This window comes from Microcoleus sp. D3_18_C4 (assembly GCF_036702355.1).
GTDB lineage: Bacteria > Cyanobacteriota > Cyanobacteriia > Cyanobacteriales > Microcoleaceae > Microcoleus.
On record NZ_JAUBTF010000022.1, the window covers coordinates 73,861 to 87,596 of the forward strand.

Below are 13,736 nucleotides of genomic sequence, written 5' to 3' on the forward strand. Positions count from 1 at the left end.
TATCATTTTGAAGTAGAGTATTTGCCTGAAGACATCTACCTATCTTCTTCTTTCTTTTCCTTCGCGCCTTTGTGGTTAATTAAATAGATATTCTTTAATTAACGATCGCCTCCACAGACTCATGCTGCAACAAACCAGTTAGCATTTTCACAGGCCGCTCCCCGTAGGGCCACGCGAAAGCATGGCGAAAAGCTGCTTCTTGACACGCTTGCAACTGCCGAAAATCAATGATATCCAAAGTTAACAAATTCTCGTACTCGAAAGGCAATCGCACGTTGTGCAATCCCGCGTTGTCGGTGCAAATGGCAATATCGACGCCAGCTTCAAAACATCGATCGAATACAACCTTCAATTCGCGCATATCCTGCAACGTCCCCGTTTTGAGATAGGTAGTCGGACAAACTTCCAAGCATTGACCCCTGCGCGCGACTTCTGGCAGCAGTTCGGGATATTTTAACGGAATTTGAATCCCGTGGCCGATACGCATCAGATAGGGCAAAAGTTCGGGATAACAGCCAGAGGTAGTTTCGTAGAGGTGGCCGGTAGTTTTGATGCCGATCGACCTCGCGTACTGGTACAATCCGACAAACTCCTCCAAACGATCGCCAATAGCAGCATCGCCGCCAGCTAGATCGATCGCGCAAACGTATTCTCCCATTTGTGCGGCCAAATCTACGATCGCCCGATTCACTTCATAAGGCAAACGCGAGTGCATACACAAAATTTGGCTAGTAACAATCGGACAATCGCTAATTTGACTTGCCTTGCCCACAACCTTTACAATTTCTGCCATCAAATCAATGCGTTCTGACTGATTCAAATGTTCTGGAGTCCGCAAATAAGGCGTATAGCGCAACTCCAAATAAGCGAGATTTTCAAACACGTAAGCGCCCCGCATCAACCGATAGATAAAATAAGGCAAACTCTCAACAGTTTGAACGCTTTCTACCAGTGTGTGCAGTTCCAAATACTCATTGAGAGTATTGCGCGGACGAGTGTAAAAATCCTCAAACTCCGAGTATTCTTGAAATCGATTAACCATCTCAGCATTGTGGCGATCGAAATACCGCCACAGCACCCTAGGAACAACAGAACCACCCAGATGGCGGTGCAACTCAGCGTGTAAAGTCATGGCAACAAAGCCTCAATTTTCTCAATTTTAACAAAAATTAATTAGTCAGTAGTCAGTAGTCATTAGTCATTAGTCATTAGTCATTAGTCATTGGTTATTTGTGAGTTCCCATGCCTAATGCCCAATAGACATCTCCCATAATTCTTGTGGAACAGGCAAGATGCCTGTTCAAAATAGGCTTTTTGGGAGATGCCCCATGCCCCATGCCCCATGCCCCATGCCCCATGCCCCATGCCCCATGCCCCATGCCCCATGCCCGTATCTAAAATCTAAAATCTAAAATCTAAAATAGATTGACATTTGGGACGCATTCATACATAATCGGAGATTGTGTCAACCTGAACTGAACGCGAGAAACCCTTGGCTAACGTAGTTGTGATCGGCGCCCAGTGGGGCGATGAAGGAAAAGGCAAAATTACCGATTTGCTCAGCAAATCCGCAGATATCGTTGTCCGCTACCAAGGGGGCGTCAACGCGGGTCACACCGTGGTAGTTAACGGTCAGACTTTCAAGCTGCATTTAATTCCGTCCGGGATTCTCTACCCTGATAAAGAGTGTATTATCGGCTGTGGCACGGTCATCGACCCTAAAGTTTTAATTGCAGAGTTAGATCAGCTAGAGGCACTGAATATTTCGACAGCCTCGCTGATGATTTCGGAGACGGCTCACGTCACGATGCCCTATCATCGATTAATTGATGTAGCATCGGAAACGCAGCGGGGAAATTATAAAATCGGGACGACGGGACGCGGCATTGGCCCTACTTACGCCGACAAGTCGGAACGCACGGGCATTCGGATGCTCGATTTAATGGACTTGGACGGGTTGCAAGAACAATTGGAATGGACGATTAATTGTAAAAATGTCCTTCTCGAAAAACTCTACAATTTGCCGCCTTTAAATCCGCAAGACGTAATTGATGAATATCGAGTTTATGCGGAACGTTTGCGGCCGCACGTAGTTGATAGTTCCCTGAAGATTTATGAGGGAATTCACAAGCGGAAAAATATTCTGTTTGAAGGCGCGCAAGGCACTTTATTAGACTTAGACCACGGTACTTATCCTTACGTTACTTCGAGCAATCCCATCGCTGGTGGGGCTTGTGTGGGAACAGGAGTCGGCCCAACAGCGATTGATCGCGTAATTGGCGTAGCAAAAGCTTATACAACCCGCGTCGGAGAAGGCCCTTTCCCTACGGAAATGGTAGATGGAGTTGGCGCAATTTTGGGCGAGAGAGGTGCAGAATTCGGCACGACAACGGGCAGAAAACGCCGCTGCGGTTGGTTCGACGCAGTAATCGGCCGCTACGCAGTCCGCATCAACGGCCTTGACTGTCTGGCAATTACCAAACTAGATGTTTTGGATGAATTAGAAGAAATAAAAGTTTGCGTTGCTTACGAAATTGACGGCGAAAGATGTGTTGATTTCCCGAAAAGTTCCCGGATATTTGCTCGCTGCAAACCTATTTACGAAACCCTTCCCGGTTGGAAACAGTCTACGGAAGAGTGCCGCAATTTGGAAGATTTGCCGCCGCAAGCTTTGAATTATCTGAAGTTTTTGGCAGATTTGATGGAAGTGCCGATCGCGATCGTTTCTCTCGGTGCCAGCCGCGACCAAACTATTATTGTAGAAGACCCGATTCACGGGCCAAAGCGCGCTTTGCTCTCTGCTGACGGTACGCCTGTAGCAGCACAATCATAACAGGTTTAGTTATAATAGAGAAAAAGGGTCTATCTCATGTGTGACGAGGCTCCAATGACCGATGAAGATCGTCTGATCTACCAACTAACCCTTCATCGAGATTTGGTTGGCTGGGTAATCGGAAAGTTAGCTGAAGCTGGCATTGCATCCCAGAGAACTACTGGCAACTATCCGAAAGGAGACATTTTGATTGTCGCTCCAAATGAGGCATCGCAAGTAAAAGAAATAATCCGGGATATTCATAATCAATACACTAGAGAAAATATCAAAGATTCACAGTCAACCTTAGAGGAAAGAAAAACAAACTTACCGCATATAGAAATCAAAAGCACATACCTTTCAGGAAAAGCAGTTAATGAAATTATTGATACTGCTACTGTCATTGCAGTTGAAAGTGCCGATAGAATTTCTGAACCTGGCAAGGCTAAATTTATTAAAGCAGTTATAGCTTATGCATAAAATATTCCTTTGAACGAGTTTCTAGATGTTTAGTAGCAGGAGTAATCCCAATGTTTGACATCAGTTTTTATTCAGCCAATGGTAAACCGTCCGATAGTGTAAGAATAACAGCAGCTACTTACGAGTGGTTAGCAAAATCAGCATTTTCAAAAATAGGTGGCGAATCAATCGAAACCCAAATTTACCTAGATGAAGAAAATGTAGTTCTGCCTTTAGTTGAATTAAATCAAGATAGTCGCCAGCAGTTCAAGAAAATTTTCAGCGAAGCAATCATCAGTGAAAGCGATGCAGTTCTTACTAAGCTTGGTGATTACCCTTCAAAAGAAGAGTATCAATCAGGAACGTACCGTCTGAGAAAAATGCTGGAATTGCTGAAGTGTGTGGAAAACGAAAACTATCAATACCTCCAGCGAATTTAATTGAGCGCGATCGCAATATCACAATTCTGGTAAAATGTGAAAACAATCAACAGAAAGTCAGAAAATGGAACTCGCAGTAGAATGTCAAAAGCGGGCAGAAGGCAGCAAACCTAACGCCCTCCGCCGCTCTGGATTGATTCCCGCCGTCCTCTACGGTCACAAAGGCTCTGAATCCATTTCCCTTACCATCAAAGCCAAAACAGTTGAACACCTGCTCAAAAAGCACGTAGTCAACAATGCCCTAATTGACCTCAGCATTCCCGACCTCTCTTGGAGCGGCAAAACCTTGCTCCGGGAAGTGCAAGTTCATCCTTGGAAGGGCTATCCTTACCACCTGAGCTTTTTCTCCGTGGCGACTCAAGACAGCCTGGAAGTTGAATTGTCACTGCGTTTTGTCGGCGAACCTGTCGGCGTCAAGTTAGAAGGCGGCATCTTGGATACGGTGCTGACGCAACTCGCAGCTAAGTGCAAACCTGACAGCATTCCTGAAGCAATTGAAGTAGATATTTCTCATTTAAAGGTTGGGGATGCGCTGCACATTCACGAATTAGTTTTGCCTGCAGGAGTGGTAGCTCTCGGCGAACCAGATCAGGTGGTTGTTAGCGTGCTGGGAATTCAAGCAGGTTCTGAAGCCGAAGACGCAGAAGAAGACGCAGCCGCAGCAGCTTAATTAGTAATTGCTAATAGTTGTTAACTAATTGTTGAAAAAAAAGGGCGATCGCTTTCTCCCAAAAGGGCGATCGTTTTTTGCTAAAAAGGCTATTCTCGTTTGGGTTCGATCGCACATTTTGCGCCCTGCTCAGAAACAGGCAAGATGCCTGTTCCACAAACAGTGAATTACTTTCTTGTGGGGTGGGCTTAGAGCTAGCCCGTAATATCTTTTTAGGCGAGTTCCCCTCCACACCACCAGCAATTATCCCACAAGCAAAAACCGGCAGTGTTTACTTTGCTTTACAAAACCTGCGATCAACCAGAAGCTACAAGAGTCGGAACTGGCGCGAAAATCCGCCAGAAACCTTACTGATTCTTACATATTTAGCCGTAAAATCAAAAAATTAGCCGAGAATCCCGGTTCCTCGCCAGCACCCGGAGTCAAAAAAATTAAGAATTAAGGGAACAATTCCGGTTATGTTAGTGTCAAACGCGAGTATAATTGTGAAACGTTTAGACTACCCTATTTAATTCCTGCCTCTGGAGCCGCCGCCCATATGCCATCAACAGTGAATACAGAATCAACAGCGGTTCAATTTAACCAACAGGGAGAAATATACTTATCCCAAGGAAAAATAGAAGAAGCGATCGCATCCTGCGAGCAAGCTTTGAAGATTCACCCCAATTTTGCCCCAGCTTACAAGACTTTGGGCAACGCGCTGCAAGCTCAAGGCAGGATGGAAGAGGCACGGCACTGGTACGCTAAAGCGATTGAAATAGAACCGAATTTTGCGGAAGTATACGCGAATTTGGGCAGCTTGGGCGCGCAGCAGCAAAAATGGCAGGAGGCGATCGGGTTTTATCAAAAGGCGATCGCGATTAAGCCGAATTTCGCGGGAGTGTACCGGAATTTAGCAAAAGTATTCGGACAAATTAGCAAACCGGAAGAAGCCCAGCAGTGCTGGTATCAAGCATTTAGTTTGGAACCGGAAAAAGTAGCGCCCGGGGAACACTTGAATATGGGCGACGCTTTTTTTCGGCAGGAAAAATACCCCGAAGCGATCGCCTGTTACGATCGCGCCATAAAATTAAATCCTAATGTGGCGACGGCTTACCAAAATTTGGGCGAAGCGCTAAAAAAACAAGGCAAGTTAGAGGAAGCGACAGCATATTATCGCAAAGCTATTGAACTGAACGCAGCTAATGCGAGAAATGGCAGCGAGGGACAGCAAACCTTGGCGGGTGCAACGGCGACAAACGGTGGAGTTAAGCAGCAGCCCGCAGCAAGCGCAGTTAAGCCACCAGTGCAGCAGGCAGTGCAGCCGCCAGTTAATCCGCCAGTTCAGCAGGCAGTTAATTCTACAATTAATATAGAAGATCCAGAAGCATACAAAATACTAGCAGAAGGCTATTTTGCTCAGGGAAAATTGGAACAGGCGATCGCAGCTTGCAAGAAGGCGCTGCAAATTAAGCCGGAAGCGCCGCTTTACAAAATGCTGGGCAACGCGCTACAAGCTGGTGGCAAAATTGATGAAGCTAAAAGTTGCTATGTCAAAGCAATAGAAATTAACCCAAATTTTGCCGAAGCTTATGCTAATTACGGCAGCATTTGCGCGCAGCAGGAACAGTGGCAACAAGCGGTTTCTGCTTACGAAAAGGCGATCGCCCTGAAACCGGATTTTGCCGGTGCTTTCCGCAATTTTGCAAAACTGTTAACTCAGTTAGGCAAGCCGGAGGCGGCGGCTGAGGCTTGGTATCGAGCATTTGCCATCGACCCCAAGTCGGGCACGGCTGAGGAACACGAGAATTTAGCCAAAACTTTGATCGAGCAAGGTAAGGTAGATAAGGGAATTGAGTGTTACCGGCGCGCGGTTGAGTTGAACCCAAATGCTGGCGCAGCTTATCACGAATTGGGCGAAATTCTTAAGGGTCAAGAACAGTGGGAACCGGCGGTAGAAGCTTACACTAATGCTATTAGAAACAATCCTGATCTTTCTTGGTCGCACAACAATTTAGCTGAGTCGCTGGTTAAGTTGGAACGGTGGGAAGAATCTGTAAATGCTTACCGCAAGGCGATCGAATTAAATCCAGATTTTAGCTGGTCTCACAACAATTTAGCAGATGTGCTGCTGAAGTTGGAACGGTGGGAAGAAGCTGTAGAGTCTTACCGGAAAGCAACAGAGTTAAATCCCGATTTCAGTTGGTCGCACAATTATTTAGCAGACGCGCTGATTAAACTGGGAAGGTGGGATGAGGCCATTTCGGCTTACCAAAGGTCGATCGAACTCAATCCCGACCATTTTTGGGCGCACAACAATTTAGCAGAATCGCTGGTGAATTTGGAACGTTGGGATGAGGCAGTTGTGGCCTACCGGCGTGCTAACGAAGTTAATCCGAATTTTTTCTGGTCGCAGAGCAAGTTGGGCGACGTGCTGCTAGAAATGGAAAGGTGGGAGGAAGCGATCGATGTTTACCGGCGCGCGGCCGAGTTAAATCCTGATTTTCCGTGGACTTATTACAACATGGCAACGGCTTTTGAGAAGCTGGAACGGTGGGATGAGTCGATCGCCGCTTACCGCCGCGCTGCGGAAATTCAGGCGGATTTGCCGTGGCTTTCGCAAAAGTTGGCTGATGCTTTGAGGATGCGATCGCAGTGGGATTTGAAGGAGGCGATGCGTTTGTACCGACGCGCGATTCAGGAAAATCGTGATGACGTGCAGTTGTATCACAAGGCGCTGGAGATTGCGCCGAATGATGCTGACCTTTATGTTGAGTTGGCTAATGCTTTGGTGCGGCACAGTTGGCCGGATGGGGCGATCGTCTTTTATCAGATGGCGTTGCAGATTCGGCCGGGCGATGCTGAAATCACCCGAAATTTAGAGAGTGTACTGAAAAAAAAAAATGACTTAGATGAGTTAATAGCTCATTATCGCTATGTTATTAACCTTGACCAGAGCTCCTGTTTAGATTATTACTACTTGGGGGAAGCTCTTAGTAAACAAGAACAGTGGGATGAAGCTGTTGCCTGTTACCGCCGTGCATTTCAACTTAACCCAAAAACAGATGCTTCTTGGTGTTATGAATATTTGGGAGGTAATTTAGCTAACCAGGCAGAACTGGATGGGAAAATTGGTTTTCAAACAAAAGCTATGGATTTTCAGCCTGATGTAACTGTGGTGATACCCATATTCAATGCCTATGAAGACACAAAAAAATGTCTGGAATCTTTGTTCAAATATACAGACTGTAAACACCAGATTTTAATCGTTAACGATGCCAGTACAGATGAAAGGATAACCGAGTTGACCACTCAATGTTCATCCCATTATTCCCAGGTAACGTTAATAACAAATGCCAAAAACCTTGGTTTTGTCAAAACTTGTAATTTGGCGTTTAAAACTGCTAAAGGGCGAGATATTATCTTGGTTAACAGTGACACAGTATTGACAGCAAATTGGCTAGAAAACCTAATTCTTGCGGCCTACTCCGATGCTAAAATAGCTACTGTTACTCCTTTGACCAATAACGGTACAATATGTTCTGTCCCAAGTTGGCTACAGGAAAATGATATTCCACCCAATCAAACTATTGATAGTTTTGCAGATTTAATTAATCGAATTTCGTGGCGGCACTATCCTACTATTCCAACGGGTGTCGGTTTCTGTATGTACATTAAACGCGAAGTTTTGAATAAAGTAGGCTATTTTGACGAATTAAATTTTGGAAAAGGCTATGGAGAAGAGAATGATTTTTGCTACAGAGCTGCTCAGAAGGGATATTCTCACATCATTGATGATTCAACATTTGTTTACCATGCAGGCAGTAAATCTTTTGGAGCAGAAAAGCAAGAAATCGCCAATGTCAATTTACAACAGATGTCTAAGTTACATCCAACATATCTCGAAGATGTGGGCAACTTCATTAACGCCAGACCATTTCAATATATTATTGCTAATATCCAGCTTCATCAGCGTTTGGCAGAACTTAAGTGCTTGTCACCAATTTGCTTTATTCTTCACAACGATACAGAGAGTATAGCCAATGCTCCTTTGGGAGGAACTGAATATCACTGCGCTGCATTGATTGCAGAAATCAGTCCAAATCGACCTGTTTATACTCTGTATGCAACAGAAAAAGAAACAGTTGTCGTTACTGTCTTTTTCAAAGAAGAAAAGTTGAAATTTGAATTTAACTGTCCTGGTCTAAAGCATCGTCCTTACCTGTCCTATCATCCCGATTTTCAGAAAACGTTTCGAGGAATACTACAATATTTTGCTCCCAGCATAATACATATTCACCATTTGTTTCGCTGGCCTTTACGAGATGTTGTATCTGTCCTCAAGAAAATGCAGATACCTTACATTATTTCCACGCATGATTACTACTTTATTTGCCCCAGCTATAATCTGCTAGACAAAAATGCACAATTTTGTTTTGAGCACAAAAGCGAGGTATATTGTCAGGAATGCAGTCAGTCGTTATTCGGAGAAGGAAAAGACTTAAGACAAAATTGGCATAATATATGTCAAGAACTATTCACCGGTGCATCTGAGATAATTTCACCTTCTGCTGCTGCAGGGTCATACTTTGCTAGAGAGTATCCAGATTTTAGCGATAAAATGAAGGTGATTAGGCATGGGGTTTTGAAAGAATTAGAGAAGGAAAGACGGGTGCAATTTAGGACAAACGTTGCTGTTGTCAAAAATAAATTATTACCAATTAAAGTAGCCTTTGTTGGTAATTTTGTGACTTACACAAAAGGGGCGCATTTGATAATAGATTTATTAGAAAAAGTGGCCAATCAAGAAAACTTAAGAAATAACTTTGTTTTTGAAGGGTATGGGGGTTGTGTAGAAACGACCGATACTTCTACTATGGAGTCGCTCAAGAAACATATTGAGTTTCGCGGTGCTTATAATAGACAAGATCTGCCAGAGTTGCTAAAACATACCGATGTGGTTATCCTGCCAGCAGTTTGGTCTGAAACTTACAGTTTGGTAGCCGATGAAGTTTTGTCATTAGGCATACCAATTATTACGACACATCTAGGTGCGATCGCTGAACGAGTGAGAGAATACAATGTAGGATGGGTTAGTAAATCGGTATCGGGGGATGGCTTACTAGAAGTTTTAGCCTCCCTAGCTAGCAATCCTGATGAACTACCTAGGATGAAGGCAAACACTCAACGATATCCCTTGATTTCTTATGAAACTATGGCTCAAGGATATTTAGAGGAGTATAAAACTTTTGAAGTTGGCCAATACGAGAGAAACCAATCGATGAAAACCGAACTTGACTTGCGATCGTTATTTGTTGCATATTTGAAAGCTCAGTGGCTTTTAGATAATCCAGCAGTTTAGTGAAGTTTCCAGAAATATACATTCACCTCAAAGGATCATTAATATCATGTCAAATCCAACGAGCGCAGATAATCTCAGCAGTCAGCCTCAAATGATGCAGACAGATTGGAAATCCCATCCGCATTGATTGAAAAGTAATGAATTTTAACTGGCGGGGTGACAACCCCGCCAGAAACCCATATTGAATGAAGATTCCGCCCACTTTTGTTCAAAAAAGATAGGCAGCACGACAGTGGAAAACTGCTATAGCCATATTTTTTTGAACAGGTTTTGCCATGCCTGAAGTGTTTCATATGCAGCTACTCTGGTAAGATATCGGCTATTAACATCTTCAAGCGCTCTTTGTCCAATCCTGTGTCGCAATTCAGGGTTAGTTACTAATTCCCGAAGCGTATCAGTCCATTCTCTTGTACTACTACATAAATGCCCATTAAATCCATTTTTAATAGCTAGCTGAAAGCCACTCGTGCTAGAAGCAACAGTGGGTACACCGAGAAGTCCTGCCTCGAAGTATTTAAGTTCGCTTTTACACTCAGTAAAATCGTTTTTGCTTTCGAGAGGTGCGAGATTAATATCCACTTTTCTATATAGATATGGTAACTCGCTCGGATCTACAAAGGGTAACATTTCAATTTGATCGCTAAATTCATGCAATGACTTGGGAATATCTAGATACCCCACTATCATTAAACGAACATCGGGAAATTCCTGAAGAATATTGTACAAACTATCCACGCATTCGGCAAAGTCTTTTTGATGGCTTTTCGTCCCACTAAAATAGGCAATCCGAATGAACTTATCCTTGGGAATTTCCCTTAAGCGAGCTTGGATAGCTTCTTCCTCCATTTTTTGACTGATCCGATTTCTAGAAATGATAACGGGTAGGCCTGGAAAATTAATTCTGATTTCCTCTTCTAACCTATTTGTGCTTACCACTACACCATCGCAAAGTTCTATAGCCTGACGATTGCGCTTGACTTGATCGACAAAAATCTTCTTTTCTTCTATATCGAAGTTATTGTAGAGATCGACTTGATGCAGTCGGTCTATGTCAAATATTAGATCGTCTAGTTCATAGATAATCTTCATGCCGAGAGCATGAGCTTGGACAACAAAGTTTTCAAATTCATCTGTACGAGCAATACGGTGAGCTACCACAATGGGATATTTTTTACTGATGAGTTCATCATAAGGAAATGTACAAGTCATGTAAATTTCAACTTCACAACCCACAAGCCTTAGCATTTCGGCTTGATGATGACATCTGTAAATATAGGAAGCAGCAGGGCAGCCACTAATAAATGCAAACTTTACAAGTGACGGTAAGCTGAAAATTTTTTTTTGTAATCTCTCTTGAGCCTGCTGAACTTGTAACTGTTTTTGAGCTAATCCTGCCTGAATCTCCTGTAACCAAGATTGAGATTTATTCAGATTTGTCTGAATTTTTTGTAGCTGTGGCAGCAATATTTCTTGCTGAGCGTGAGTATGATTTTCAACCTTCACTGGTTGAGTATTACTATCGAAGTCATGGGATTCTATATCTAATTCTGTTGGCAAAAGCAGCTCTCTTTTCCTCAAAATGACAATGAATTCAATGCCATTTTCTTGACTGAACTCAATCTCAAACGGCAAAAACAATTGATCCTTACAATATAAAAGTAGGTTCAGAAAATCTAGTTTAGTCCAAACATGAAAATGAATACTATAACTTATATTAATTAACTGTTCAACTTGCTCTGCGACTTCTGCTTCTGGAGTTTTCATGACTAACCTGACCCATTCTTCAAAGTGGGCTTTCATTGACCATTGAGGCCCTTCAGTGTAATCACGAATCAAATGCTCCAGAGTTGTTACGGGGCGATCGCAGTCAAAAGTGTACTGCTTGTCTGGTATAGCCATGTACATAACTCCACCAGGTTTAACAACCCTTAAGTGCTGCTCAATTGTCCCAATCGGATTCTGGCAATGTTCAATCATGTGATTGCTGATGACAAAATCGACGGAAGCATCCGCTATTGATGACAAAGCTTCTCCATCATCAACAATGTCAACTTCTACCAATTCATGTGCTGCCAGTTCTGGATATTGCTTTCTGAGTTCCGCGACTGGCATCCTATCTACATAACGGACTTTAGCATTGGCAGGAACTTCTAGGGGTGAATGCAACGCTCCAACCTCAATGCCATTTCCTGATAAATAACGCTCGGCAATTTGCCAGCGCAAGTTTACACCGCTGGTGATTTGCGGTTGATCGGATTGTACTTGAGTCTCATCAGGTCGTACTTCAGTCTCATCAGGCTGTGATTGCGAGCGAGCCAATAAGATCTGATTTGGGTGCAAGTTTGTTTGTAAACGCTCCTGTTTCATCTGAAACCAGTTGATCGCTTCAGCTAGATCGTCTTCTGTTTCATTGACCTTTACTGCCAGAGATTGTATGGGGTACCTTTGAGCTAAACGATTAGTGCAAAAGCTGTATTGGGGTTGTACGATTTCTCCTTGATAGTTTTGTCGCACCTCAATTATTGCTCCAAACTCTTTGACAACACCTTTGTAATATTTGATAGCAAAGTCTAATTGAATGCCATTTTTGTATAAATCTATCAAAACTTTTGGCTCTATTGTATAGACCAATTCTTTTAATAGCCATCTGGCTTTTAAACTGGCTTCCCAAAAATGGGGAAACCAGACACATAGGTGCATATAATCATCTTCTTGGTAAAACTTCTTGTGCCCAAAAATAAAGGCTGAGTTCTCCCATGCGTATGGTGTCCAAAACTCTAACTGAGCCTTGTTAACGCAAATGCGACTTACTTCTTTGAACAGTTGAAATGGATCGTCTATATGTTCCAGAAAATGCGAAGAGTATATATAGTCCACAGAACTATCGGAAAATGGTAGTGGGTCTTTTTCTAAATTCAGGACATAATCAACACCCGGATAAGCAATATAATCTATACCAAGAGTTCCTGTTTTTTTGTTAGGTCCACAACCCAAATCTATTTTCAAGTATTCCATTACATTCTCCTTTAGTTTGATTCTCTCGAAATTTCCTTGTGCAATTTATGAAAAAAGCTGACCAATTAACCTTCGCTACTATACTACTCAAAAAGTAGCAGCTTAACGATTGTAAGACGTTTAGCTTCTCTATGACATTGGCTTAGCTACCAGTACCCGGCTCATCAATTGTTTCCACTCGGCTGAATTAGTTAGTGATTTGGCATCAAATCCCTCACCCTTTTTAAAGGCTAACTTACTAAAGCTTTCTATCCATTTAAGGACTGTTTCTGTTGGTGAGAAAGGAGTACATTTCAAAGACTGCTTTAGGCACTCTTGCATTTGAATCAAATTTTTATTTTGGTAAGCATACCAGGCGTCCCATACTAAAAGTTCGTACTGCATTTGACTCTCTGGTATTGGCTGAGGTGCTAGAGTCTTTTGGAACTGATCTCGCTCCCATTGCCTGTCTCTTAGATGTAACTGAGTGTTGGTATGTTCTAATTCTCTCTGAATTTGGTGTAACTGAGTGTTGGCATCTTCTAATTCTCTTTGAGTTTGGTGTAACTGAGTGTTGGTAAAGTTTAGCTCTAGCTGGGTTGCATGTAATTGAAGTTGAGTCTCCTTGAACTCTCTTTGAGTCTGATGTAATTGAGACTGTGATTGTTCCAATACTGCTTCCATCTGATGGAATTGAGACTGTGATTGTTCCAATACTGCTTCCATCTGATGGAATTGAGACTGTGATTGTTCCAATACTGCTTCCCTCTGATGGAATTGAGACTGCGATTGTTCCAATACTGCTTCCATCTGATGTAATTGAGACTGTGATTGTTCCAATACTGCTTCCGTCTGATGCGATTGAAGCTGAGTTTGTTCTAGTTTTTGTTGAGCCTGATGCAGTTGAGAGTTCGACTGCTCCAACTCTTGTTGAGCCTGATGTAGTTGAGAGTTCGACTGCTCCAACTCTTGTTGAGCCTGATGTAGTTGAGAGTTCGACTGCTCCAACTCTTGTTGAGC

At 43.1% G+C, this 13,736-nt stretch carries 7 protein-coding genes and 1 pseudogene; 5 read left to right on the top strand and 3 right to left on the bottom strand.

What is annotated here, in order from left to right:
* Nucleotides 1-94: 94 nt before the first annotated feature.
* Nucleotides 95-1,132: an adenosine deaminase gene (locus QUA90_RS13560; RefSeq protein ID WP_333445971.1), complete on the bottom strand. Its 1,038-nt coding sequence runs from the start codon at nt 1,130-1,132 to the stop codon at nt 95-97.
* Between the two features lie 360 nt (nt 1,133-1,492).
* Here QUA90_RS13560 and QUA90_RS13565 point away from each other — a divergent pair, with 360 nt between their 5' ends.
* The 5 genes from QUA90_RS13565 (at nt 1,493) to QUA90_RS13585 (ending at nt 9,722) form a co-directional block, all read left to right on the top strand.
* A complete protein-coding gene (locus QUA90_RS13565) occupies nt 1,493-2,833 on the top strand; it encodes an adenylosuccinate synthase (RefSeq protein WP_333390557.1) in 1,341 nt (446 codons plus the stop codon).
* Between the two features lie 54 nt (nt 2,834-2,887).
* On the top strand, nt 2,888-3,292 hold the full coding sequence (locus QUA90_RS13570) for a hypothetical protein (RefSeq protein WP_333445973.1): 405 nt from the start codon (nt 2,888-2,890) through the stop codon (nt 3,290-3,292).
* Nucleotides 3,293-3,342: 50 nt separating this feature from the next.
* The gene (locus QUA90_RS13575) at nt 3,343-3,711 is read left to right on the top strand and encodes a hypothetical protein (protein WP_333445975.1); all 369 of its coding nucleotides are present in this window, start codon (nt 3,343-3,345) and stop codon (nt 3,709-3,711) included.
* A gap of 64 nt (nt 3,712-3,775) precedes the next feature.
* Nucleotides 3,776-4,381 (top strand): 50S ribosomal protein L25/general stress protein Ctc, encoded by a 606-nt coding sequence (locus tag QUA90_RS13580; RefSeq protein WP_333227981.1) that lies wholly within the window; start codon nt 3,776-3,778, stop codon nt 4,379-4,381.
* 538 nt (nt 4,382-4,919) lie between these two features.
* On the top strand, nt 4,920-9,722 hold the full coding sequence (locus tag QUA90_RS13585; RefSeq protein ID WP_333445977.1) for a tetratricopeptide repeat protein: 4,803 nt from the start codon (nt 4,920-4,922) through the stop codon (nt 9,720-9,722).
* Nucleotides 9,723-9,965: 243 nt separating this feature from the next.
* Here QUA90_RS13585 and QUA90_RS13590 read toward each other — a convergent pair whose 3' ends face one another.
* The gene (locus tag QUA90_RS13590) at nt 9,966-12,737 is read right to left on the bottom strand and encodes a methyltransferase domain-containing protein (protein ID WP_333445980.1); all 2,772 of its coding nucleotides are present in this window, start codon (nt 12,735-12,737) and stop codon (nt 9,966-9,968) included.
* A 129-nt stretch (nt 12,738-12,866) separates the two neighbouring features.
* Nucleotides 12,867-13,736, bottom strand: a pseudogene (locus tag QUA90_RS13595) (hypothetical protein); the annotation flags it as partial.